The organism is Aquella oligotrophica (genome assembly GCF_002892535.1).
In the GTDB taxonomy this organism is placed as follows: domain Bacteria; phylum Pseudomonadota; class Gammaproteobacteria; order Burkholderiales; family UBA11063; genus Aquella; species Aquella oligotrophica.
The window spans coordinates 1,648,703-1,672,864 of the sequence record NZ_CP024847.1; the positions used below are offsets into that span (position 1 = coordinate 1,648,703).

The following is a 24,162-nucleotide window of genomic DNA, read 5'->3' on the forward strand; positions in this document are numbered from 1 at the left end:
TCATCTCAGTTTATTACAAACATTGTAATTATCAATCTTATTACAATTTATTTGCTTTGGAATATTTATATTTGGTGCAATTATATATAAAGTATCCTTCTCTAACTGAGTCTGTTCAAATCTTAATGACTGTGTGCCGATTGCAGCTTCATTTTCAACGCTACTTCTAGCCAAATGCATATTATTGATTGTGATACCATTTAAAGCTGCCAGTAGTGCAAATTTATAAATTACCGGAAAATTATTCTGATCTCCCCACCATTGTTGCAAGTAATCAACATCTTGTGGATTATTGGAGATAATCACCATATGTTTTATCCCATTTTGTTTAAGTTTGTACCAGAAGTCTGATTTTAAATCAGCATTCCAGATATTTAACGGTTTTCCAGATGAATGTGTTTGCGCAATTCCATTGAGTAATGGTTTGGTATCAGCATACTGTAAGCCAAGCAGTAAAATTAATATTAGCCCAGCAATTTTTTTATTGGCACAACTATCATAAATAACTAGGATGGTTATAATCACAACAAAGTAATATAGCATCCAGATAAAGCGACCAGACGCACGAAAAATAGAAAAGATATGCCCACTATACGGTAAATTAATTGAAATACTACCAATTTGTAAAATATTGGAGAAAGCTATTAGCGTAAATACTGCCAGTACAATAAATAACCCCAAATTGCTCAGTTTAATTTTTGCTAGAATAAAGGATCTAAACCTAAACACTAGCAGAAATAGCAGCGGCAGTATGATGCCGATACCAAGATAGGCAAACCCCTCATATTGTCCGTCGCCTACTTTTAGCGGCTTTAACAATACAGAACCAAATTGTGGATTAATCAAACTAAGTACGTTGGCGCTATATACTCCAAAACCATATGCCTCACCCTGAGTTTTACCAAAAAACCAGCCAAAGAAATAGGCACTAGTAATAAAAACAACCATAAAAATGGCTAAACTAGTAATCAAACTATACCAGCATAAACGAGTTTGACGATTTAGATAATACTGAATGCTTAATCGATAGACTAATGCAAAAGCTAACCCCATATTCATAAATGCGATATACGGATGTATTCCGCAAGCAACGAATAGTAATAGTGATTGCCAACAAATATCAGCTTTATAATTAATCTGTGGTTTTAGTAACAGTATAAAATTAAAAACCAGCAACCACTGGCTAGCTAATGAAAAATGAAAGTAAAAGCGAAATAGCATTGGTGAAGCTAGAAGCATAAATAAGCCACCAATAAAGGCTAATAGCGTATCCTTACGTAATACTCTAAATAGCAAACTACCAGAATAAAACATTAGCATATTATTGATAATTGCCCAAGCTCCATGCCAGACAAAAGGTTCTGGCAAATAGTTACGGAATAGCTTCAGAATAATCACAAAGAGTGGAATCGAATCGGTATAGACCATAGTAGTACCGACGGGATACATTAGGCTACTGGTATAAGTAAGTGGCCAGCTCCAGTTATCATGGCGATAAAAGTCCCAGCCAATAAAATGTACCAGCATATCAGCAGTCATAAAATTAAATAGACGAGGATTAAAAATCAAATCACCAGCAATATTAACTGCTAACAAACTACCAAAAACAAAGGCAGTAAATAACCACAACAACTCAATAGCAACAGGTTTTACTTTAGAATTAATTAGCATTTTTCTTTGCAATACAAATTAAAGATGAGCCAAAAGGTAGGCTAATCTTTCTTGAAAGAATGGATTTTTCACTCCGCATAATCCGGTAAAAAAGTGAATTTAAAAATGAATCATTTTTTCCCTGAATCGCATATTTAGCTGTTTTATTTAAAACCTTCTCAACCAATCGTGAAACTAAAACCAATGGGAATAACCAAAAATTGAAGTAAGAGTGAAATTTAGTTAAAAATCCTGAATTTTTCAGTAACTTTGATAATTGTGAGTAATTATAGCGCCGAAAGTGAAATAAAAACTTATCATAGGCACCGTATAAGAATTGATAAGCTGGGACAGTAATTACCAAATTCCCACCTGGTTTAAGCCTTTTATATATAGCATCCAAGGCCTCTTGATCGTGTTCTACATGTTCTAGCACGTCAAACAGTAAGACAAGATCAAATTGTTTGTCACCAAAAGGAATATCATTAGGTAATGAACCTTGTTCAAGGCGTATATCTTTTATTTTCTGCCGGGCATAATTAATTGCATCCACACTGATCTCAGAGCCACAAATATCTGAAAAAAATTGCCTAAAATAAACTAGATTCCCCCCGTACCAGAGCCAATCTCTAATACCTCTAACTTTGAATCAAGTAGATTCTGGCTATCCATCACGCTGGCAATAATTTCACGTCGTGCCCTAAACCAGAAATGCGTTTCTTCCATAGCAAACATATCATGAAAATGTTCCTGATTCATTTATCCGCAGCACCCTCATTAATATATATTTTTCTAGCAATAAAAATAGGGCGTCGCTTCGACTCTATAAAAATCCGTCCAATATACTTTCCTAAAATGCCAATTCCAATCATTTGTAGACCACTAAAAAACAGTACAAATACCAACAATGAAGCGTAGCCAGGAACATCAATCCCAGAAAGAATCTTATAAAGAATAATAAATACACCATATAAAAAACCTGAAATTGCAATGCCCATACCTAGATAAAACCAAATTTCTAGTGGTGATTTGCTAAAACTGGTAATGCCATCGATAGCAAATTTGAATAATTTAAAATAATTCCATTTACTAACCCCAGCTTGTCTAACTTCTCGTTTATGATAAATAAGCTTTTCTTTAAAACCTATCCAAGAAAATAATCCTTTATTAAAGCGAACCTTTTCGCCTAAAGTCAAAAAAGCATTTATCGCAGCACGATCAAGCAGACGAAAATCACCAGCATTTGGAGTAAGCTTAACTTCACTTATTTTATTAATTGATTTATAAAATAAACCTGCAGTTTTTCTTTTTAGGAATGTATCGGTCTCGCGATATTCATGTACCGCCGTAACAACTTCATAGCCCTGAAACCAACACTCCAACATCTCAGGAATAAGTTCTGGCGGATCCTGTAAATCTGCATCAATACTAACTGCACAATCACCATTGGCATATTCAAAACCAGCATATAATGCCGCTTCTTTGCCAAAATTACGTGATAAATCAATAATTGTCATTTGAATATGTGAGTTAGCTTTCTGATATTCAAGCAATTTATCCAGTGTATCATCAGTACTACCATCATTAATGATAATATACTCATAATCTACATTAGGGCTGTTATCAATAATCTTAGTTAGGCGTTGAAATAAGATCTCAAGTGAATCACTCTCATTTTTAACCGGAATTATTATGCTTAGAAGTTTCTTCATAGGACTCATCATATTTAGATCAAATTAATTATTTTGGATAAATTCAGCATCGTTGGTCTTGATAAAACCATTTTCGAGAAGACTAGTTCTAGATAAATAAATAACCTTATCATTCTCTGGTAGCATCCAATTTGTGTATAAAATTACCCCGGCAGACTCAGGATATTCAGTGAGATAGTTTTTAAGTACCATCTGACTATTTTGAGTTTCATCATAGCCAATAATTGTAGCGGGCACTATTAGTTTTTCATGAAATGCCTGCTCTAATTTAGCCCGTAACGGATCTAATATTGCATTAGAAACAAGAAAGATTACCCTAGTCGGTAAATATTTTTGAGAGTTAATTGACTTGATAGTAGCATCGATGTCTATATCTTTATGATCTATCAGTAACGCAATAGCCAGATTTTTCTTACGACTTAACTCATATAGCTTCAGATATTTAACCAGTACCCCATAGTATTATAGGAGCTAATCAAAAACCCTTCATAGCCATACCTAAAGCCTTTTTTTAGCAGGTAATTTTTGAGAAAAGCCGCAATTGTTTTTAATGGAATCATCCATAGTTTCACGGATTTTTTACCATAATTATTAGCCGCGTACAAATTCGCATAATGTTCAAGTTTTGCCATTAATTGAGAGGTATTATTATATGGAAAATGATAAATGAAGTTATCTGATGCTGGTGCAACCTTTTCGACGGTTAACCCTTTGATAATAATACTTTCATGTACCTGATTTTCATTAAACCGCGTAACCTTACGATTAAATAAACGGGTAACATAATCATTATCCCAACTACAACCGTCTATTAACAGATTATCATAATAATTTTTGCGATAAAACTGATAAACCTTACTATTATCTAAAGTTAAACTAAGGATATAGTCAGCTAGATTTGGATGTAATACTTCGTCACTATCAACAAATAAAACCCAATCATTACAAGCCAAGTCAGCACCGATATTTTTTAGTGGACCAAAGCCACAAAACTCACGCTCATATATTTTTACATTAGGATATCGGGCAGCAATAGCCATAGTTGGATCAGTTGAGCCATTATCGACGATAACAACCTCAGGAAATTTATTTAACACATTCAGACAACGTTCCAAATATGTCGCACTATTTTTAGTAAGAATGACAACGGAAATCATTTATTCAAACTGCTTCAGAAAGCGAACATCGTCAGCAAAACCAGTTTTTACCTTAACCCAGACTTCAAGATGAATTTTAGTATCAAATAATTTTTCCATATCAAGCCGAGATTCGGTAGATATTTTTTTTAGTTTTTCACCACCCTTACCAATTATAATTGGTTTCTGGTTATCCTTATCAACAATGATGGTAGCATAAACTTTAGTTACAGTTGGTGTTTCTTCGAACTTATCAATATCAACCATCAAACTATAAGGTAACTCCTCACCTAGATAGCGAAAAAGCTTCTCACGGATAATCTCACTTGCAAGGAATTTACTGCTTTTATCTGTCAGCTGCTCTTCTGGATATAAAAATACACTTTCTGGCAAATGGGGCTTAATTGCTATAAGTAGCTCCTCCATACCATTATGATGCTTGGCTGCAACCGCAATAACACTCTTAAATGGATATTTATTAGCAATGCTATTAGTAAAACTATTTAGTTCGTCTTTATTCTTCAGTAAATCATTTTTATTGATACACAAAATAACATTGGCATTAACGGGTAAAAGTTTGAGAACCTCTTCATCCGCGCTATTAAAAATACCGGCTTCAACAACAAGAACAATTGCATCAACATTGGATAAACTATTTACCACGCTTTGATTAAGAGCCTGATTTAATTTGGTCAAATACTTATTCTGAAATCCCGGCGTATCAACAAAAATATACTGACTATCTTCTGCAGTATATACTCCGGTAACCTTGTGCCGGGTAGTTTGCGGCTTACGTGAAGTAATACTAATTTTTTGCCCGATCAGATGGTTCATCAAGGTTGATTTACCAACATTTGGACGCCCAATAATTGCCACAAAACCGCAATAGGTTTTAATCATTTGTCTCACTACTATTTAATAGATTAAGGATATTATATGCAGCTATCTGACTAGCCTGTTTTTTGCCCTTACCAGACCCTACCGCCTTTAGTTGCAGCTCATTAATTTCACACTCAACGAGAAATATCATATCGTGCTCTGGTCCGCGCATATCTACAATTTTATACTCAGGCAGTTTGTAGCGGCGTGCCTGCAAATACTCTTGAAGTTGAGTTTTATAATCCTTGGTTTTACCATACTGCTGTTCACGAAGTGGGTAGTAAAATAGACGTTCGACAACTTCTCTAGCTTTATTAAAGCCACCATCAAGAAATATCGCCGCAATTATGGCTTCAAGACAATCAGCAAGTATCGAAGGACGCTCGCGACCACCACTTTTTATTTCACCATCACCAAGAAATATATATCGCCCAATATTTAGCTGCTCGGCAATCTCAACCAGCCCATCTTGATTAACCAATGCTGAACGCATTTTTGATAATTCGCCTTCAGACAGGTTAGGAAATAGCAAGTATAGATTTAGCGCAATCAGGCAGTCGAGAATCCCATCGCCCAAAAACTCAAGTCGTTCATTATTATTTTTGGCATAACTTCGATGAGTTATTGCCTGACGCAGCAAAGATATATCGTGAAATTCATACCCAAGGTTTTCTTGTAAATCTAAAAAATTTGGCATTATTGAATCTTAGTTCCTATTCTTGACAGATCTTTAAAATTCATCCAGACATAAATTGCCTTACCCAGTATTGATTTATCAGGAACAAATCCCCAATAGCGGCTATCGAGACTATTATCACGGTTATCCCCCATCATAAAGTACTGCCCAGCAGGAACTTTACAAATAAATCCATCATTATTATATGAACAATTTTCTTTACCCGGAAAATCTTGTACCATCTCAAGCACAACTGGCGGCAGACGATCCCAAATAATAATTGGATGTTTAACACCAAGTAAATCCTCAATTTGGCGCTCATTATGAATTATCATCGGACCATTCTCACCCTGCTCGCTATAATCATATGATCCGTCGCTGGTATAATCTAATGGCTTGCCATTTATGATCAAATGTTTATTTTTATATTCTAAAGTATCCCCTGGCAAACCAACTACCCGTTTGATTAAATCACGATTTCTGACATTCTGATCCTGAAATACAACGATATCACCACGAGCTACTTCATGAACCGGAATAACTGTCTGGTTGCTAATAGGCATTCTGATACCGTAATCAAATTTACTAACCAAGATAAAATCACCGACCGTCAAATCAGGTCGCATCGAACTACTAGGAATTTGGTAGGCTTCAAAAAGAAAGGCGCGTAATACCCATACAGCAAGGACAACCGGAAAGAATTCTCGCGAGTAGTGTACATAATGCGGTTTTGCATCGCCATGTCCACGAGCTTTAGACCATTTGAATTTATCTAAAATTAAAACAATACCACTTACTACAATAAACACTAGCAAAACAGTTGCAAAATCAGTAAACTCAGAAATTACTCCTACCCACCCAAGGATAAACAGGAGATAGCCATTTTCCATAGCCTTACTTTTATTATTTCCATGCGCCCGATAAATCATCACTGCACCGATCACTATTCCCACTATACCGAGATAAAACCACTTTGATAAACCTTGTGCTTCCATATTATCCTTGTCAATTAAATCTAATTTTACACAAAGCTTTTATTTTATCATATCTGTTAGCCTTATACATTACTTCATTTTATCAACAAAAGTCGCCATTTTCGCTGAGCACTTCCGAAAAAACATAATTGGATGAAATTTTCTCCAAATACTACCACCTACCACACTTAACCATTGAGAGTAAATCCGGGATAAAATATTATTAACGACATCTTGAGAATATATCTAGTATGGTAAAATCACAGATAATGTTTGCTATATGGAAATTTAATTTATGACACTAATACTTGGCATTGAAAGCTCATGTGATGAGACTGGGGTTGCAATTTATGATAGTGAAAATGGACTCCTTGCCAACACACTGTACTCACAGATTGATCTTCATCGGCAATATGGTGGAGTTGTCCCAGAATTAGCCTCTCGTGACCATCTAAGAAAAATCATCCCACTTATCGATGAAGCGCTCATAAATGCCAAAAAAACTTTGAACGAGATTGACGCTATTGCTTTTACCGCAGGACCAGGTCTAAATGGCGCATTATTAATCGGAGCAACTGTAGCCAATAGCATTGCTTTTGCTAATAAAATCCCATTAATTCCAGTTCATCATCTCGAGGGACATATTCTTTCGCCAATACTTGCTGATAAAAATTTAGCACCACCATTTGTTGCCTTACTTGTCTCTGGTGGGCATAGCCAAATTATTGCGGTAGAAAAAATTGGCAGTTATCATATTTTGGGCGACACCCTTGATGATGCATCAGGAGAAGCATTTGACAAAACAGCCAAAATGCTTGGGCTTCCCTATCCAGGGGGACGGTATATTGCAGAACTAGCTAGGCATGGAAAAGAATCCTATCCGTTACCACGCCCAATGCTTAATAGTGGCAATCTCACTATGAGCTTTTCAGGATTAAAAACAGCTGTGCTAACACTTATCCAGAATCTTGAAAAACAACAGATTAGTATTGAAGGCCAAGTACTAGCAGATATAGCCAAATCAATTGAAGAAGCTATTACTGATGTACTTGTAAAAAAATCAATGATGGCTATAAAAGAGACCGGAATAAAGCAGTTGGTTGTCTGTGGCGGAGTTAGTGCCAATCTGACATTAAGAAACAAGCTTAATGATTATGCCAAACGACATGACTACCGGATTGTTTATCCACCACTGGATTTATGTACTGACAATGGTGCTATGATTGCCCTTGCGGGTTATTACCGCTTTAAAGATCGCCAGTCTGGCTATAGCTTTTCGGTTAATCCGCGCTGGGATTTAAGTAGTTTGCAAATTCAGAATTAGTCTGGGAACATCAAATGAGAAATCAAACCGCTATAGATCTCGAATACTTCTTACCTAACTATGAAAATCATATTGCAATAGTCGCTAATGGCCAGTTTCCGGAGAAGGCAGAAATTATTAGCTTACTAAGAAAAAGCAGAGCTATCATTGCTTGCGATGGGGCAATTCACAATCTCACAAAAAGCAAAATTATTGCTGATTATGTAATTGGTGATGGCGATTCTGCCAATGAGATTTCAGACAAAATAGTCAAAAATCCATATATATACATCGCAGATCAAAACTCAAATGACTTAACTAAGGCATTTAACCACGCTTGCGATAATTTCCCTGAATCCACAATTATTATATTTGCTGCCAATGGTTTAAGAGAAGATCATAGTATTGCCAATTTTGGGTTATTATTTGAATTTGGCAGAAAACATGATAGCATAGCGATGGTTAGCGATTACGGAATTTTTAATATTTGCCAAAGTGGCATCTCTATTTTTAATGTAGTTGCAGGTCAGCAGATCTCATTATTTAGTCTGAAAAGTACCACTCAAATTAGCTGCCCAGAACTAAAATGGCCGTTGGCTAATTTCTGCTTTAAGCATCTATACTCTGGCACTCTAAACCAAGCATCTGGTAACCAGATTACCATTGATACAACAGATAATGTTATTCTTTATCGTGCATATGAAATAAAAATCAGTTAACAAACTTAGCTAAATAATGCTTAATAAATTCAAGGAAAACCCCTCATGCAAAAAATAGTACCACATCTTTGGTTTGATAAAGAAGCAAAAGAAGCCGCAGAATTTTATGTATCAGTATTTCCGCAATCAGAAATCAATCAGATAACAACTCTTCATGATACTCCATCTGGAAATTGTGACATTGTCAACTTCAATATTTCTGGATACTCTTTTATGGCAATTAGTGCCGGACCTTATTTTAAAGTAAATCCATCAATTTCATTTATGTTAAATTTTGATGATAACAATCTTGATTATACAATTAAAGAAATGAACCGCTTGTGGGAAACTCTTGCAAAAAATGGAAAAATAATGATGCCCCTACAGAAATATCCATTTAGCAACTACTATGGCTGGGTAGAAGATAAATACGGCGTTTCATGGCAGCTAATTCTAAATAAATCAGGAGAAAACAAGCCATTTATAACTCCGTCATTAATGTTTGTTGGTAATGTAGCAGGTAAGGCTGAAGAAGCCACCGACTTTTATCTGTCAATTTTTAAAAACTCATTTCGCAATACTATAGCCTATTACCCAGCTGCTATGGAACTAGAGAAAGAAGGCTCCGTCATGTTTACTTCATATAATATTGAAGGACAGGAATTTGCAGCAATGGATAGTTCATTAAAACATGATTTTAGCTTTAATGAAGCAATATCATTAGTAATTTTATGTGAAACTCAGGAAGAGATTGACTATTACTGGCAAAAGCTATCTGCCGTATCTGAGGCAGAACAGTGTGGATGGGTAAAAGATAAATATGGAATATCATGGCAGATAGTTCCAACGATAATGAATGAAATGATGAAAAATGGGACTCAGGAACAAATTAACCAGATTACAAAAGCATTCCTCCCCATGAAAAAGATGGACATCAGTGCCCTGAAAAAAGCATATGAAGGGCACTAAAAAAAGTTTTTTTAGGTATTGCTAATTTCTTCTATTTGCGTTAATGGCTTCAATAACACGATCATTATCTTTTTTTCGGTAATAATCAGAAACGGAAAAAAAAGACCAGATCACAGCGGGAATCCAACCAATTAAAGTAATTTGTAAAAATAAACATAGAACTCACTGAAAGACTTTACCAATTGTAAAAAAAGCAATCCATGGACAGAAAAAAGCTATCAGATAACGCATAGATTAGTAACTCCTTTGGAATAAATTCCAGCAATTTTAGCATAGATATGTTTATTAAAAGTGAAGGATTGTATCCATGCTAAAATGCCTAGCTTATCCAATTCAAATCAGTTCAGAGAATATTTGGCAATTTCCGTTTAACAAGGGTATTAAACAAAAAATGAATATATTATATATCAATCATTATGCAGGCTCAATCTATCATGGAATGGAGTACCGTCCATATTATCTGGCACGGGAATGGGTTAAGCAGGGACATAATGTAACTATCGTTGCCAGTAACTATTCACATATTCGGCAAAAAAATATTGAGCTAAATGCTGATCTGGATTATCTTGAAGAAATGGTTGATGGTATCCGCTATTTTTGGTGTAAGACTCCTCCTTATGGTGAAAATGGTATCAAGCGAGTAATTAATATTTTTGCTTTTCTGCGTAAAGTCTGGAATCTTAAAGATAATATTATTGCCAATCATAAGCCAGATTTGGTAATTGCTTCATCTACTTATCCGTTTGATACCCTGTTGGCTAAAGAGATTGCTAAAAAACATCAGGCAAAATTTGTTTATGAGGTACATGATCTCTGGCCTTTAACCCCGATGGAAGTAGGTGGGATGTCGAAATGGCATCCATTTATCATGGCGATGCAGTGGGCTGAGAACTACGGCTATAAAAATGCGGATAAAGTTGTGAGTCTGTTGCCAAAAGCCGATAAATATATGCAGGATCACGGTATGGATAAAGATAAATTTATCTATATCTCTAATGGAGTTGCCGTTAGTGACTGGTTAAACGCTACTAAGAAGATGCCGAATGAACATCAAAATGAATTGAGCCGGTTAAAGCATATTGAGAATAAATTTATCATTGGCTACGCTGGTGGAATGGGTGAAGCGAACGCGCTTGATTTTCTCCTGGATGCCGCTAAATTAATCAATGATAAATCAATTCATATTGTAATGATTGGTGATGGTCCGAAAAAAGAACATTTACAAGCAAGAATTAAAACAGAGTTGATTGAAAATATTACTATTTTACCAGCAATCAATAAATTACAGATTCCAGATTTCTTGTCTACCTGTGATGCATTATATATCGGTTGGAATAAACTTCCAATCTATCGTTTTGGAATTTGTCCGAATAAACTTTTTGATTATATGTTGGCACAAAAACCAATCATCCATTCGGTTACTGCTGGTAATGATCTGGTTGATGAGGCGCGCTGTGGCTTATCGGTTGCTGCCGAAGACATAAATGAAATATCAAGTGCAATCCAGAACATGAAAAATCTGAAAGCTGAAAATCGTGAGAGGATGGCGAAAAATGGTCATGATTATGTATTAAGGAATCATGATTATCGGATATTAGCAACCAGATTCCTTGATAAGGCAAGTAACTAAAGAAATCATTCTAAATAAAGAAGCTTACTCACTATTATCTGCCTCATAGCGTAAAATATCACCTGGCTGACAGTCAAGTGCTTTACATATTTCATTAAGGGTTTCAAGACGTACTGCTTTTGCCTTACCTGTCTTTAATATTGATAAATTTTGGATTGTTATCCCAACATGTTGTGCCAAATCCTGCAACTTCATTTTGCGTCTTGCAAGCATTACGTCTAGTTCTATTATTATTGCCATTTTTATTACCTAAACCGTTAGTTTCTGTTCTTCTTGCAACTCATGTCCAATTTGCATAACATACGCGATCACTATTAAGCAGATACCAACAATAATCGCCGTAAGATTAGTATTATCAAAACTAAAAGCAATAAAGCGATGACCCTTTGGATAATTTATCGAAACAGCAATAGCTAAAATCATCTGACTCAATGGCTGAAAAAGTAATGCACTCAGAAGGCATAGATACCCCAACCGGCTATAGGATTTAACATTTATAACTGTAAAAATTTCTCCCCTAGCATAGTTGGTAAATAGCTTTATCAGCCAGCGTAACCCAATGAATAATGGTAACAAGCCAAGGAATGAGCCAGTAAAGCCAATAAGTTGATTATTAAGCTGAAATTGATCAATTTGCGATTCCGTTGCATAGCCCCCTAAACTTGGACCCAAAACAGCATGGCTGAATGAACTTTGTGGAAATAACCAACTATAACTTATAAAAAATAGTAGAAGGATGAATATTATTTTTAAAATTAATTGTACTCGTTTACTGATTGTTGCTAGCTTTGTGTACATTGATCTGTCCTTAAAATAGATAACGAAGAACATTAGTTTAGCACACCAACCCGCATAAATCAATAAATATTTATTGATTTACAATAAATTATTAATTCAAATCGAAATTACAACTTAGTAAAAGTCAAGCAAATAGAAAGAAAATAATTTTCAATTTTATGAGTAACTATTCTATAATTCTCTTTCACTTCGACATCATCCAAATTTAAATTTGTTGCCTGAAAACATTCATGATTAAAACCATAACCAATAGCTTTTATTAGTGCTTCTTTTTTCGTCCAAAGTTTAAAGAACTCACTCACTGAAGAACCGATTAGCACTTGTTCAGACTCAGAAAACACCAATGATTTAGCTTCCAGAATTGGAAAATCACTCTGAATAAACTCTATATCTATACCAATACTTATCTCACTATCAAATGAAACAGCAAGCGCTACATATTCGCCGCTATGCGAAACATTAAAGCTGATAGTTTTAGAAATATTTTCTGGCTGACTAATATATGGTTTCATATCTTTAGTAAAACTAATTTCTAGTTTTTCTGGATTAATTGCAAGAATACTTGCTAACCAATATTTTTGTAAAAGTTCAGACACAAAGGCTCGCAACTGATCTTTCTTCTGCAAAAAAGAATTTATTTTACTCCAGTTAAGTAAGCTAAAGACTTTAAAATAGGAAGCATAATTAAAATCATGCGGAAGTTTTATCAAAAGCACTTTGATAGTAGATAAATCAGGCTTAATTTTCATAGATAGAATAAAAAAACAGGTCTGGAACCCAGACCTGTTAACTGAAAAATTATCCGATAATATTTAGAAATTCACGAATCACCGCAGATAACATTGCCAGATCAAGAACCCGGTAACTTTGTAGTTCATCCAGAATAGCATTGATACTCGCCATTTTATCAGTACTAGCTTCTATCCACGCAGTAGTACTACCATTATGATTTTTAATTGCTAGCTCCATAGTAGAACGATATAATTTAGAAACATCAGCAAATAAGGCACTCCGTGCTAATGATTGCCATTTATTCTCACGTGGTAATAATTGGACATTCTTACGTAACCAGTCAATTTGTAATAATCGTCCAGCAGCAAAATAATTAGCAGCAACAAGTTCATAATCAAGTTTATACTCAGTTGCAAGTATAACAACATCCATGATCTGAGGTAAAAAGCCAACCCGAGAAATTAATTTTGCCAAGTCAACAGGTACATTGCTAGCAATATATGCAGCTTCTTCATCGCGAACATCAGGATATTCTTCATTACGGATCAGATGAGCAATCCGCTCTTCAAGTACAATTGTATGTGGCTTGAATTTCTGAATAATTTCTGCAGCACTAGTAAGATCTTTTACATAACCAAGTATCCAACGGCACAAACGCTCAACTGCTTTTTCAACACCGATAAATAGCTTGATTTGAACTTCAGCCGCAACCTTGTTATCAAGACTCTCGATATGACTATATAATCGTGAAGCATCAAGAAGATTATATGCAACCCACCATGCTTTAACAATAGTCTCAAGAGGAACATTAAACTCATCACTAAAACGTGAAATAAATGTTATTCCAGCCCGATTTACTATCAGATTAGCCAGCTGATTAGCAATAATTTCCTTACGTAGATAATGGCTAAGGATAAAATCCTTATAATTTTCTTGCAAATGACGTGGGAAGTAGCTTATCAATAGTTCATTAAAATCACTATCTGTTACTAGACTAGATTTCAAAATATCACGGTCTAGTATCATTTTTGAATAAGCTAGTAGCACTGACATTTCGGGCATAGTAAGCCCAGTATTATCAGCCATACGCTCACTGATTTCAAGATCATTTGGCAAGAACTCAATCTTACGATCTAATTCACCAGCTTTTTCCAGTTTACGCATAAACACTTGATGGTTTGGTAGTGTGTAACGCGCACGGGAAACAGCAGTCCGAAGCACCAAGGTTTGTAAATAATTATCGCGGAGCACCAATTGAGAAACATCGTCCGTCATTGATTCAAGGATTTTATTTCTTTCTTCAACCGACATTCCAGTTTGTTGCATAATAGCAGAAAAGAGAATTTTAATATTCACTTCATGATCAGAACAGTCAACACCAGCGGAATTATCAATAGCATCGGTATAAATATTACCACCATTTTGGGCAAATTCAATCCGTCCCAGCTGAGTAGCACCAAGATTACCACCTTCACCAACTACTTTCACCTGTAACTCTTTACCATTTACACGCAGTGCATCATTTGCCTTATCTTTAACTTCTTCATTTGACTGGCTTTCAGCTTTAATATAGGTTCCAATCCCACCGTTATATAATAAATCTGCCTTAGCTTTAAGAATCAGATTAATTAATTCAGTTGGAGGCAACTCTTCTGCATCAACTTGTAACCATGCTCTAACTTCTTGAGAAAGTGGAATAGTTTTACTTGAACGTAAATAAATACCACCACCTTGAGAAATTGTACTTGTATCGTAGTCTTCCCAGCTTGAACGTGGTAAATTAAACATTCTTAACCGTTCTTGATAACTTACCTTAGTATCTGGATTTGGATCAAGGAAAATATGCATATGATTAAATGCCGCAATCAGTTTAATATGCTCGGATAATAGCATCCCATTACCAAACACATCCCCCATTAAGTCACCGATACCGATTACCGTAAACTCCTGAGTCTGAGTATTTAGCCCCAAATGACGGAAATGACGTTTAACCGATTCCCATGCACCTTTAGCCGTAATCCCCATTTTTTTGTGATCATAACCAGCTGAACCACCAGATGCAAACGCATCACCAAGCCAGAAGCCATATTTGAGAGACATTTCATTAGCATAGTCAGAAAATGTAGCAGTTCCCTTGTCCGCAGCAACTACCAGATATGGATCATCACCATCATGACGAATAACCTGTTTTGGATGAATAATTTGCCCACTTACTAGGTTATCGGTAATATCAAGTAATCCAGAGATAAACTGTTTATAGCAGCTAACCCCTTCTGCCATATAAGCATCACGCTCTCTAGGATCTGGAAGTTTTTTACAAACAAAACCACCTTTGGACCCGGTGGGTACAATTACCGAATTTTTAACCATTTGAGCTTTTACAAGACCTAATACCTCGGTACGGAAATCCTCTTTCCGATCAGACCAGCGTAAACCTCCACGAGCAACTTTACCGCCACGAAGATGAACTGCCTCAAAACGAATTGAATACACAAATATCTCATAAAGAGGATACGGTTTAGGCAAGTTCAAAACCTTAGCCGACTCTAGTTTGAAAGATATATATGGCTTATGGCTACCATCATCCAAAGTCTGATAAAAATTGGTACGGAGCATTGCATTAATAACAGAATACGCTGCCTTTAAAATCTGGTCTTCTGCCAGATTTTCAACTTTATCCAGCTCAGTCTGAATTATCTGCTGATATTCTCCAGCTTTTGCCGCTGAATGATGCTCTGGGCAAAATTTGGCTTCAAAAAGATTAAATAAATTACGACTAGTAAATGAGTATTTTTTTAGACAATCACTAATATAAGTAGCTGAAAATGGTAGATTAGACTGTATCAAATATTTAACAATTGCACGAATTAACGATGCCTGCCGAGCATTTAGTCCACAATACAATACCAATTTATTCAGACTATCGCTTTCGACATTCCGCTTAAATGCAGCAACAATTGCAGCCTTCAGTTTTTCAATCAATGCCACATCTTTAATTTTACCTTCAAGCCCATCAAGAACTTCAACCCCAAAATCACAAATATAAACATGATCATTATTGCCAACACTAACTTTAAATGGCTTTTCATCAAGTAGTTTAAAACCAAAATTTTCAATAATTGGTAACCCACGCGAGAGGCTTACGTTATCATTAAGACGCAATAATTTAATTTGCCAAATATTATCCGCCGTAGATTCTCCATCTGTAATCGTAATCGCATAATCATTATCTAGGGTAAGACCTGCCATCAAATTACAATCAGTAATTATCTCGTCCAACTTATACTTTAGCAAATACTCTTCAGGTAGTGCGGTAGCACATTTGGCATATACCTCAGCACTCAAATTCTGCTTCAATTGTTCCAACATGTTATTCATATTTGTTCCTTATAAAGTTCGTAAATAATTAATCACATCAAAAGCCGCATAAGTCCAGATAATATCAGCCCCTGCCCGTTTGAAGCCAAGCATTGACTCAAGTAAAGTTGCATTGTAGTCAAGCCAGCCTTTTTCTGCGGCAGCTTTTAGCATTGCATACTCTCCACTTACATGATAAACCGCAGTCGGCATTTTAAATTCCTGTTTTACCCGATATAAAATATCGAGATATGGCATCCCCGGTTTTACCATAACGATATCAGCCCCCTCGGTAATATCCAGTGAAACCTCTCTTAATGCTTCATTACCATTTGCTGGGTGCATCTGATAACTAAATTTATCTGCTTTACCCAAATTAGTACCAGAACCAACCGCATCACGGAATGGACCGTAGAATTTGGAAGCGTACTTGGCAGAATAGGCCATAATCCCAGTATTATGAAATCCATTTTTTTCTAGAGCAGTTCGGATTAATCCAATCCGTCCATCCATCATGTCTGAAGGACAAACAAAATCAGCGCCTGCTTCAGCATGGGAAAGCGCTTGTTTGACAAGTACTTCATTGGTCACATCGTTAAGCACATAACCTTTATCATCAATAATGCCATCCTGTCCATGAATGGTATATGGATCAAGTGCAACATCGCTAAAAACACCAATTTCAGGAAAGCGTGATTTTATAGCTCTGATTGCTCGCGGAATAAGACCATCTGGATTATAACTCTCGGTAGCAAGATTATCTTTACCAGCTTCTATAACCGGAAATAATGCAATTCCCTGTATACCTAGAATAGCTGTTTTCTCAACAAGCCTCAATAATAAATCAATACTAATGCGACTTTGTCCAGACATAGATAGGATCGGCTCCTCACGAGCCTCACCTTCAAGAATAAATACGGGATAAATCAAATCATTGGCAGATACCCAATTTTCTTGGGTTAAATTACGGATAAATTGAGACTGTCGATTGCGTCTCAATCTAGTATTTGGATAAACAAGATTTAGGTTCATAAAATTTATTCAACTAACCACTTATTATTTATATTCAAGAATCGAAAAGACCTCAAATCCTCGCTCTTTAATTAAATCACTACCTTTAAGATAAAGTAGATCACTAACCACTGCACACTCATGTACCTTTGCACCCAAATCAGTAATAAGTGAACAAGCAGCAAGCATGGTGCCACCTGTAGCAATCAAATCATCAATTACCACTACCTTATCGCTTTTTTTGACTGCATCAATATGCATTTCTACAGTACTAACGTCACCATATTCAAGAGTATAGCTTTTTGAAACTGTAGTATAAGGAAGCTTTCCTTTTTTCCTAATCGGAACGAAGCCAATGCCTAACTCATAGGCAACTATGGGACCAAAAATAAATCCGCGTGCATCGAGTCCAGCAACAACATCAATTCCTATCCCTTTATATCTATCAACAAAAATATCTACTACTGCACGAAATGCCTGTGGGTTCTGTAGCATTGTAGAAATATCACGAAACATTACACCGGGCTCAGGCCAATTTGGAATATCACGAATTGAATTACGGATAAAATCAAGAGTCTGTGGTTTTGCAGTCATGGTTACCTCTTATTTTTTGATAGAATTATTTACGATTGATACCGCCTGTTCACAACGGCGACGGATTTCAACAAAATCATGTGCAGCAATCAGCTTGGAATCAACAATCGAAGACATACCAATAGCAAAAATATTTGGCAATTCAAGGTACTTTTGCATATTATCTATGGTAATACCACCCGTTGGACAAAATTTTACATCGGATAGCGGTGATGCCATTGCCTTTAAAACTTCATAGGCATTAAACGGCTCAGCAGGAAAAAATTTAAGATAGTTTAACCCCGAGAAGCACACTCCATTACATGACTCGGTGTAACAACTCCGGGTATAAACCTAATATCTGAATAACGGCTACGTGAAGCAGCCAATAATTCTTCTGTGGTTCCCGGAGAAAAAATTAGTTTAGCCCCTGATACACAAGCATTAAAAAAATCAGCTGAGGTGCGTACTGTTCCTGCACCAACAACGATTTGTGGCACTTTTTTCACCAATAATTCAATAATTTCCAATGCATTTGGGGTTCTTAAAGTAATCTCAATAGCATTAATTCCTGACTCAAGAAGCGTTTCTGCTAAGGGAACCGCGGCCTCAACATCATTAATTACTACAACCGGAACAATCTTATTAACTGCAAAAATCTGCTCTACTGTTCTCATCACAATATCCCTTTAAAATAGGCTCGCGCCAGTTTCAGAATCACTAAGTTTATCACGCAGGCTATTGAATAATTCACGCCCCAACCCAACTTTATTACCAGATAAATCTGCAAGAGTAAATTCCCTGTGACTAAATTCATCATCAGAAACTAATGCTTGCAACACTCCATTTTCCAAATCAAGTTCAATCACATCACCGCTTTTAATCTTGGCAAAATTGCCACCTTTTAATGCTTCAGGAGTAACATGAATAGCATTCGGAACTTTACCGGAGGCTCCAGACATTCTACCATCAGTAACTAAAGCAACCTTAAACCCTTTGTCTTGAAGTGAAGTTAATGCTGGCGTAAGCCCATGTAATTCAGGCATACCATTGGCTTGAGGTCCCTGATATTTAAGTACTACTATTACATCGCGATTAAGCTCACCGCATTTATAGGCGGCAATTGCATCTTCTTGACTATGAAAAACTTCCGCAGGTGCTTTAACATAGCGATGTTCTGGAGCTATCGCTGAAATTTTACTGACACTACGCCCTAAATTACCAATCATCAGGCGAAGTCCACCTTCATGACTAAATGGATTATCTTTTGAACGAATTACACTATCATCATTATTAAATGCACTTTCCCATTGTAGCTTACCAGTACTATCCAGTAACGGATTTTTCGCATAGGCATGAAGCCCACTGCCAACAACAGTTTTCACATCGGTATGAACATAACCACCTGCAATAAGTTGCTCAATAATATATGCCATTCCACCTGCATCATGAAACTGGTTTACATCAGCACTTCCATTTGGATAAACTTTGGCAAGTAATGGTACCACTTTTGATAATTCGGCAAAATCATCCCAAGTAACAGTAATACCTGCTGCCTTAGCAATTGCAGGAATATGTAAAGTATGATTGGTCGAACCACCTGTTGCGAGTAGTCCCACAACTGCATTAACAATTGATTTTTCAGTTATAATCTCACAAAGCGGATTGAAGTTATTTCGCTGAGCTGTATTGTTGACTATCTGATGGGCAGCATAATCGGTTATCGCTCGACGGAATGGAGTCCCTGGATGAATAAATGCAGCACCGGGAATGTGTAAGCCAAGCATTTCCATCATCATTTGGTTAGTATTGGCAGTGCCATAAAAAGTACAGGTTCCAGCGGCGTGATATGATTTTAATTCAGACTCAAGCAGCGCATCTTTACCAACTTTACCTTCAGCAAATAACTTTCTAGTTTCAGCCTTTTCTTTATTAGAAATACCACTAGGCATTGGTCCGCTTGGAATAAAAATTGTCGGTAAATAACCAAAACTTAATGCCCCAATCAATAATCCGGGTACAATTTTGTCACAAATACCAAGACAGATCACACCATCAAAAACATTATGACTCAAAGAAACTGCAGTTGCCATAGCAATTACTTCCCGCGACAATAGAGATAATTCCATCCCAACCTGTCCTTGAGTAACACCATCGCACATCGCAGGAACGCCACCTGCAACCTGAGCAGTACCACCTTCGGCTAAAATGGCTTCTTTTAATATCTCTGGATAGCGGTAATATGGCTGATGCGCAGACAACATATCATTATAAGCAGTAACGATACCGATATTAGGATTTTCAATGCTTTTTAGGCGAATTTTAACTTTATCTTCCTCAGCGGCGGCAACGTGAGCAAGATTAGTACAGGCAAGCTGCTCACGCTTGACCCTTTTACCATACTGGCTTTGCATCCGGCTTAGGTATTCCTTGCGAGATTCCTTACTTCTTTCAATAATTCTTTGAGTAACTTTTTCAACTATATTATTCAGCATAATTCACCTGTAAAATAATTTTGCGCCGGATATGTACCAACAGCGATAACCCAGCTAGGCAGATAACGATTATAGCAAGAGGGAGAAATGAAAGCTCATTAAATTGACTTATAATGGCAGAAAACACTGTAGCAACAACTATCGATGAAAAACTATAAAATGCTGATGCACTTGAAAAATTCTCTTTCACCGAGGACATCCCCATTGAACTTGCATTGGAAAACACCATTCCACTACCAGCAAAAATCATTGCCATCAAAACAAAAAAGACCACTTGTCCCTTAAAAAGATCACCAGATATGGCTAATCCACCACCAGCAATAAGAACTACAATCAAACCATATTGCAGGATTCTATCTACACCAAAACGAACGAGAAAAGAATTGAGATAACAACTTGCCACATAAAATAAAGAAAGAAATAATGTCAATAGACCAAATGTTTCTGGAGATACTCCAAGAGTTTTTTGCCATAAAAAAGAAGCTACTGTAAGATAACACATAAAAATTGAATACATGCAAGCAGCAATAAGATTATAGCGCATGAAAATTTTATTTCTTGAAATGTTAAGATAGCTTATGACCATTTCTTTCCATTTAAACTGAGTATTTCTGTTTTCTATTTGCCGAAAAGGAAATTTGCTCGCGACATAAAGTGAAATACAGTTAAAAACAAGCAAAAAGATAAATATTGCGTGCCAATCAAAATTCTTTTGTAAAATTCCACCAAAGAAAGGCGTAACATCGACACTAAATGCAAATGCCATGCTTAAATACGAAGAGTATTTGGCAAATGTCTCTCCAGAATAATGATCTCGTAATAAAGCACGCCCCAAGCCATTGGTACTACTAAAACCAAAGCCCTGAATAAATCGGCATGCGATAAAAACGCCAATTGTTGGCGCACAAAGGCAACCTAATGTGCCAATTAGACCAATTCCAAGTGCAATCAGAATGATTTTTCTGCGCCCATAAATATCAGCGAGACTACCAAAAAATAATGCTGGAATTATGGTACCTAACATATAGGCAGTTAATGAATATTGAACAGTAGTATCATTGGTATGAAACCATGTTGCCATGTATGGCATTGAAGGAATATACATTTCAGAAGAAATTGCACCGATTGTTGATAGAATCGTAGCTAAGGCTATTATTTTAAACATTTAAACTTAAATTGACAAGTCAAAGGTAATTGGGTACAAACATGCACTTCGGGCTACTACTAAAAGAAATTACAGTAGTAAACATGCCTAGCACATGCTTTATTCGAATAATATATTATACTACCTATTATTCATAAACCTTCATTAATATTTAGTGCAGCACAGCATATGACTATTTAAGATTAAGTATAACACAAAATTCATGAGAATCAAAACTTGGGATTTAAGCAGCTTTTATCTTTAAATTTATTGGCAGAGTTTTCATCAATTTCAATCTACGCTCATGCATTTCTTTACAGGAAAGACCTTTGATTGCTATTTTCGCAACATTCAAATTAGACTTTATTGCCAACCTAATTTCATTTAACTCAATAAAGTCAAAATCTTCCAAATAGGCAGAAAGATTAATTCCCTGATCAAGAGCATGAGCAGCAACTTGCATCTTGAACTGATCAATATGCGGCTTAGCAAAACTAGATGGATCGATGCCATCTGCCAAACTATTATTGATAATTTCTTGTTGATAGACATTAAATTTTTTTAAATACATATTTTTCCTAAAAAATAATTAACCCAACGCTAAAAATCATAAATTTAATTTTGAGCAATGTGTTTGATAATGAATGAATTTCTCAATAGAGTAGTCTCAAGGCATTAATTGCAAAAAAACAAAAATACTACGGTATTGACTAGAAATTTTAACCTAAAAATAAAACTAAATGAAGACTAGAAATAAGTATAACAAGGTATTTGAAAACCAAAACGATGAGATAGATAAGAATAGAAGTTTTTAATTACCCTTCATTCTAGCATTATTAGCCGATAAAGTCAACGCTATTTTCAAGTACAGATAAATGCTAACTTAGAAATAAAAAAAGACCAAGTCAAAAAACCTGGTCAATCTCAAGAGGGAACTTTGATAAAATAATTAATTTGTGGGCTTAGAATAAACCGCCTCGGAAACTTCCAACAGGACCAAATGGCAATTCCGACCTAACCATATTTTTTGCCTTACCTGCATAAAGACTATTGGTACTACTAGCCTTACAACCATCAGCATGCGTACCATGAGTTGCAGCATTAGCAAATGAAAAACCTAAAGAAAAAATTAGCGAAATTAAAATTTTATTCATAACATCTGCTCCTGATATATATTAATCTTACATACCGATATAATACCAGTTTATTTTTTAAAGTAGTTTCCCATATTTGAAAACTTTATTCCCATTTTTGAGATTAACCCTTATTTGATAAGACTCCCAAAATATAATTTCATTTTAAGCTTGTTTTCACTAATATGCTCCCCATATATAAAACAAATGTTTTAAAGGAAATACTATGTCTAATTTATTTGAACCAGTTACCTTTGGTGATCTGGAACTTAAAAATCGCATTATCATGGCACCACTTACCAGATGTCGCTCTGGTGCCGGACGTGTTCCAACGCCATTAATGGCTGAATATTATGAACAGCGCGCAAGTGCAGGATTAATTATCACTGAAGCAACATCGGTTTGTCCAATGGGTGTTGGTTACCCCGATACTCCTGGTATCTGGAGCAAGGAGCAAATTGAAGGCTGGAAGCTGGTTACAGATAAAGTTCATAAAGCTGGTGGCAAAATTATTCTACAGTTATGGCATGTTGGGCGTCTTTCTGACCCGGTGTTTTTGGATGGTAAACAGCCAGTATCAGCAAGTAATATTGCAGCAGATGGGCATCCAAGCCATGTCCGACCGATTAAACCCTATGACGCACCACGCCCATTAGCAATAGATGAAATTAAAGAAGTTATTGCCGATTATAAACAAGGTGCAATAAATGCGAAAGAGGCTGGCTTCGATGGAGTAGAAATACACGGTGCAAATGGTTATTTATTAGATCAATTTTTACAAGATAATAGTAATATCCGTACAGATGAATACGGTGGCAGCATTGAAAACCGAGCTAGACTAATGCTAGAAGTAACCGACGCGGTATGTGAGGTTTGGGGTGCGAGTAAAGTAGGGATGCACTTAGCTCCACGCTGTGATGCTCAATCAATGGGTGATTCAACACCACTAGAAACATTTAGTTATGTGGCTCGCGAGCTAGGCAAACGAAAAATTGCTTTTATCTGTGCAAGAGCGGTAGAGGGAAATGATAATTTAGCAGCTACACTTAAAAAAGAATTTGGCGGAAACTACATAATTAATCAGCAACTGACTAAAGATGATGCTGAAAGAATAATTACTAGTGGTAATGCTGATGCAGCAGCTTGGGGGCAATTATATATTGCTAATCCCGACCTTGTTGAGCGTTTTAGGCTAAATGCAGAATTAAATTCACCAAAACCAGAGCTATTCTATGGTGGTGGAAAAGAAGGATATACTGATTACCCTACCCTTTAAAAACTAGTCTGATAAT

26 protein-coding genes are annotated in these 24,162 nt (G+C 36.0%); 5 read left to right on the plus strand and 21 right to left on the minus strand.

The window, feature by feature from the left end:
• The 9 genes from CUN60_RS07590 to lepB form a co-directional block, all read right to left on the minus strand.
• A complete protein-coding gene (locus CUN60_RS07590; RefSeq protein ID WP_102951463.1) occupies window positions 1-1,671 on the minus strand; it encodes a DUF6311 domain-containing protein in 1,671 nt (556 codons plus the stop codon).
• The gene (locus CUN60_RS07595; protein WP_102951464.1) at window positions 1,661-2,284 is read right to left on the minus strand and encodes a class I SAM-dependent methyltransferase; all 624 of its coding nucleotides are present in this window, start codon (window positions 2,282-2,284) and stop codon (window positions 1,661-1,663) included. The genes CUN60_RS07590 and CUN60_RS07595 overlap by 11 nt, the downstream gene beginning before the upstream one ends.
• Entirely contained in the window at window positions 2,251-2,409 is a 159-nt protein-coding gene (locus CUN60_RS12950) for a hypothetical protein (RefSeq protein ID WP_158649346.1), read from the minus strand. Before CUN60_RS12950 ends, CUN60_RS07595 begins: the two co-directional genes overlap by 34 nt.
• Window positions 2,406-3,362: a glycosyltransferase family 2 protein gene (locus CUN60_RS07600; protein ID WP_222593234.1), complete on the minus strand. Its 957-nt coding sequence runs from the start codon at window positions 3,360-3,362 to the stop codon at window positions 2,406-2,408. The genes CUN60_RS12950 and CUN60_RS07600 overlap by 4 nt, the downstream gene beginning before the upstream one ends.
• Before the next feature lie 24 nt (window positions 3,363-3,386).
• Entirely contained in the window at window positions 3,387-3,599 is a 213-nt protein-coding gene (locus CUN60_RS07605; RefSeq protein WP_102951465.1) for a hypothetical protein, read from the minus strand.
• 197 nt (window positions 3,600-3,796) lie between these two features.
• Complete coding sequence (locus tag CUN60_RS07610) at window positions 3,797-4,519, minus strand: glycosyltransferase family 2 protein (protein WP_102951466.1); 723 nt, start codon at window positions 4,517-4,519, stop codon at window positions 3,797-3,799.
• A complete protein-coding gene (era, locus tag CUN60_RS07615; RefSeq protein ID WP_102951467.1) occupies window positions 4,520-5,398 on the minus strand; it encodes a GTPase Era in 879 nt (292 codons plus the stop codon).
• On the minus strand, window positions 5,391-6,074 hold the full coding sequence (rnc, locus tag CUN60_RS07620) for a ribonuclease III (RefSeq protein ID WP_102951468.1): 684 nt from the start codon (window positions 6,072-6,074) through the stop codon (window positions 5,391-5,393). The genes era and rnc overlap by 8 nt, the downstream gene beginning before the upstream one ends.
• Entirely contained in the window at window positions 6,074-7,048 is a 975-nt protein-coding gene (lepB, locus tag CUN60_RS07625; RefSeq protein ID WP_222593235.1) for a signal peptidase I, read from the minus strand. The genes rnc and lepB overlap by 1 nt, the downstream gene beginning before the upstream one ends.
• A gap of 274 nt (window positions 7,049-7,322) precedes the next feature.
• On the opposite strand from lepB, the gene tsaD reads away from it, so the two are divergent.
• From tsaD to CUN60_RS07650, 4 genes are all read left to right on the plus strand, one after another.
• Window positions 7,323-8,351 (plus strand): tRNA (adenosine(37)-N6)-threonylcarbamoyltransferase complex transferase subunit TsaD, encoded by a 1,029-nt coding sequence (gene tsaD, locus CUN60_RS07630; RefSeq protein ID WP_102951469.1) that lies wholly within the window; start codon window positions 7,323-7,325, stop codon window positions 8,349-8,351.
• 14 nt (window positions 8,352-8,365) lie between these two features.
• Entirely contained in the window at window positions 8,366-9,049 is a 684-nt protein-coding gene (locus tag CUN60_RS07635) for a thiamine diphosphokinase (RefSeq protein ID WP_102951470.1), read from the plus strand.
• Between the two features lie 45 nt (window positions 9,050-9,094).
• On the plus strand, window positions 9,095-9,997 hold the full coding sequence (locus CUN60_RS07640; RefSeq protein WP_102951471.1) for a VOC family protein: 903 nt from the start codon (window positions 9,095-9,097) through the stop codon (window positions 9,995-9,997).
• Window positions 9,998-10,304: 307 nt separating this feature from the next.
• The gene (locus tag CUN60_RS07650) at window positions 10,305-11,627 is read left to right on the plus strand and encodes a glycosyltransferase family 4 protein (protein ID WP_245866339.1); all 1,323 of its coding nucleotides are present in this window, start codon (window positions 10,305-10,307) and stop codon (window positions 11,625-11,627) included.
• 24 nt (window positions 11,628-11,651) lie between these two features.
• Here the strand turns inward: CUN60_RS07650 and CUN60_RS07655 are convergent, their stop codons facing one another.
• From CUN60_RS07655 to CUN60_RS07710, 12 genes are all read right to left on the minus strand, one after another.
• The gene (locus tag CUN60_RS07655; RefSeq protein WP_102951472.1) at window positions 11,652-11,867 is read right to left on the minus strand and encodes a helix-turn-helix domain-containing protein; all 216 of its coding nucleotides are present in this window, start codon (window positions 11,865-11,867) and stop codon (window positions 11,652-11,654) included.
• 9 nt (window positions 11,868-11,876) lie between these two features.
• Window positions 11,877-12,425, minus strand: a complete 549-nt coding sequence (locus CUN60_RS07660; protein ID WP_158649347.1) for a DUF2975 domain-containing protein — start codon at window positions 12,423-12,425, stop codon at window positions 11,877-11,879.
• A gap of 107 nt (window positions 12,426-12,532) precedes the next feature.
• On the minus strand, window positions 12,533-13,174 hold the full coding sequence (locus CUN60_RS07665) for a 4'-phosphopantetheinyl transferase family protein (RefSeq protein ID WP_102951474.1): 642 nt from the start codon (window positions 13,172-13,174) through the stop codon (window positions 12,533-12,535).
• A 49-nt stretch (window positions 13,175-13,223) separates the two neighbouring features.
• Window positions 13,224-16,535 (minus strand): NAD-glutamate dehydrogenase domain-containing protein, encoded by a 3,312-nt coding sequence (locus tag CUN60_RS07670; RefSeq protein ID WP_102951475.1) that lies wholly within the window; start codon window positions 16,533-16,535, stop codon window positions 13,224-13,226.
• A 9-nt stretch (window positions 16,536-16,544) separates the two neighbouring features.
• Window positions 16,545-17,546 (minus strand): porphobilinogen synthase, encoded by a 1,002-nt coding sequence (gene hemB, locus CUN60_RS07675; protein WP_102951476.1) that lies wholly within the window; start codon window positions 17,544-17,546, stop codon window positions 16,545-16,547.
• A 24-nt stretch (window positions 17,547-17,570) separates the two neighbouring features.
• Entirely contained in the window at window positions 17,571-18,119 is a 549-nt protein-coding gene (locus tag CUN60_RS07680) for an adenine phosphoribosyltransferase (RefSeq protein ID WP_102951477.1), read from the minus strand.
• Between the two features lie 9 nt (window positions 18,120-18,128).
• Window positions 18,129-18,413 (minus strand): bifunctional 4-hydroxy-2-oxoglutarate aldolase/2-dehydro-3-deoxy-phosphogluconate aldolase, encoded by a 285-nt coding sequence (locus CUN60_RS07685; RefSeq protein ID WP_102951478.1) that lies wholly within the window; start codon window positions 18,411-18,413, stop codon window positions 18,129-18,131.
• The gene (locus CUN60_RS07690) at window positions 18,395-18,775 is read right to left on the minus strand and encodes a bifunctional 4-hydroxy-2-oxoglutarate aldolase/2-dehydro-3-deoxy-phosphogluconate aldolase (RefSeq protein WP_102951479.1); all 381 of its coding nucleotides are present in this window, start codon (window positions 18,773-18,775) and stop codon (window positions 18,395-18,397) included. The genes CUN60_RS07685 and CUN60_RS07690 overlap by 19 nt, the downstream gene beginning before the upstream one ends.
• Window positions 18,776-18,787: 12 nt before the next feature.
• Entirely contained in the window at window positions 18,788-20,593 is a 1,806-nt protein-coding gene (edd, locus tag CUN60_RS07695) for a phosphogluconate dehydratase (RefSeq protein WP_222593236.1), read from the minus strand.
• Window positions 20,583-21,758, minus strand: a complete 1,176-nt coding sequence (locus tag CUN60_RS07700) for an MFS transporter (protein WP_102951481.1) — start codon at window positions 21,756-21,758, stop codon at window positions 20,583-20,585. Before CUN60_RS07700 ends, edd begins: the two co-directional genes overlap by 11 nt.
• 223 nt (window positions 21,759-21,981) lie before the next feature.
• Window positions 21,982-22,308 (minus strand): hypothetical protein, encoded by a 327-nt coding sequence (locus tag CUN60_RS07705; RefSeq protein ID WP_102951482.1) that lies wholly within the window; start codon window positions 22,306-22,308, stop codon window positions 21,982-21,984.
• Between the two features lie 391 nt (window positions 22,309-22,699).
• Window positions 22,700-22,891 (minus strand): hypothetical protein, encoded by a 192-nt coding sequence (locus CUN60_RS07710; RefSeq protein WP_102951483.1) that lies wholly within the window; start codon window positions 22,889-22,891, stop codon window positions 22,700-22,702.
• A gap of 205 nt (window positions 22,892-23,096) precedes the next feature.
• Here CUN60_RS07710 and CUN60_RS07715 point away from each other — a divergent pair, with 205 nt between their 5' ends.
• Entirely contained in the window at window positions 23,097-24,146 is a 1,050-nt protein-coding gene (locus CUN60_RS07715; protein ID WP_102951484.1) for an alkene reductase, read from the plus strand.
• The last annotated feature ends 16 nt before the right edge of the window (window positions 24,147-24,162 follow it).

Excerpts from the sequence above, each read along its gene's own strand:
- era (WP_102951467.1), bottom strand. The coding sequence starts at position 5,398 with ATGATTAAAACCTATTGCGGTTTTGTGGCAATTATTGGGCGTCCAAAT.
- CUN60_RS07635 (WP_102951470.1), top strand. The coding sequence starts at position 8,366 with ATGAGAAATCAAACCGCTATAGATCTCGAATACTTCTTACCTAACTAT.
- CUN60_RS12950 (WP_158649346.1), bottom strand. The coding sequence starts at position 2,409 with ATGAATCAGGAACATTTTCATGATATGTTTGCTATGGAAGAAACGCAT.
- CUN60_RS07600 (WP_222593234.1), bottom strand. The coding sequence starts at position 3,362 with ATGAAGAAACTTCTAAGCATAATAATTCCGGTTAAAAATGAGAGTGAT.
- CUN60_RS07610 (WP_102951466.1), bottom strand. The coding sequence starts at position 4,519 with ATGATTTCCGTTGTCATTCTTACTAAAAATAGTGCGACATATTTGGAA.
- CUN60_RS07715 (WP_102951484.1), top strand. The coding sequence starts at position 23,097 with ATGTCTAATTTATTTGAACCAGTTACCTTTGGTGATCTGGAACTTAAA.
- lepB (WP_222593235.1), bottom strand. The coding sequence starts at position 7,048 with ATGGAAGCACAAGGTTTATCAAAGTGGTTTTATCTCGGTATAGTGGGA.
- CUN60_RS07590 (WP_102951463.1), bottom strand. The coding sequence starts at position 1,671 with ATGCTAATTAATTCTAAAGTAAAACCTGTTGCTATTGAGTTGTTGTGG.
- CUN60_RS07660 (WP_158649347.1), bottom strand. The coding sequence starts at position 12,425 with ATGTACACAAAGCTAGCAACAATCAGTAAACGAGTACAATTAATTTTA.
- CUN60_RS07680 (WP_102951477.1), bottom strand. The coding sequence starts at position 18,119 with ATGACTGCAAAACCACAGACTCTTGATTTTATCCGTAATTCAATTCGT.
- CUN60_RS07705 (WP_102951482.1), bottom strand. The coding sequence starts at position 22,308 with ATGTATTTAAAAAAATTTAATGTCTATCAACAAGAAATTATCAATAAT.
- CUN60_RS07665 (WP_102951474.1), bottom strand. The coding sequence starts at position 13,174 with ATGAAAATTAAGCCTGATTTATCTACTATCAAAGTGCTTTTGATAAAA.
- CUN60_RS07670 (WP_102951475.1), bottom strand. The coding sequence starts at position 16,535 with ATGAATAACATGTTGGAACAATTGAAGCAGAATTTGAGTGCTGAGGTA.
- CUN60_RS07640 (WP_102951471.1), top strand. The coding sequence starts at position 9,095 with ATGCAAAAAATAGTACCACATCTTTGGTTTGATAAAGAAGCAAAAGAA.
- edd (WP_222593236.1), bottom strand. The coding sequence starts at position 20,593 with ATGCTGAATAATATAGTTGAAAAAGTTACTCAAAGAATTATTGAAAGA.
- CUN60_RS07650 (WP_245866339.1), top strand. The coding sequence starts at position 10,305 with ATGCTAAAATGCCTAGCTTATCCAATTCAAATCAGTTCAGAGAATATT.
- CUN60_RS07710 (WP_102951483.1), bottom strand. The coding sequence starts at position 22,891 with ATGAATAAAATTTTAATTTCGCTAATTTTTTCTTTAGGTTTTTCATTT.
- CUN60_RS07700 (WP_102951481.1), bottom strand. The coding sequence starts at position 21,758 with ATGTTTAAAATAATAGCCTTAGCTACGATTCTATCAACAATCGGTGCA.
- rnc (WP_102951468.1), bottom strand. The coding sequence starts at position 6,074 with ATGCCAAATTTTTTAGATTTACAAGAAAACCTTGGGTATGAATTTCAC.
- CUN60_RS07690 (WP_102951479.1), bottom strand. The coding sequence starts at position 18,775 with ATGAGAACAGTAGAGCAGATTTTTGCAGTTAATAAGATTGTTCCGGTT.
- CUN60_RS07655 (WP_102951472.1), bottom strand. The coding sequence starts at position 11,867 with ATGGCAATAATAATAGAACTAGACGTAATGCTTGCAAGACGCAAAATG.
- hemB (WP_102951476.1), bottom strand. The coding sequence starts at position 17,546 with ATGAACCTAAATCTTGTTTATCCAAATACTAGATTGAGACGCAATCGA.
- tsaD (WP_102951469.1), top strand. The coding sequence starts at position 7,323 with ATGACACTAATACTTGGCATTGAAAGCTCATGTGATGAGACTGGGGTT.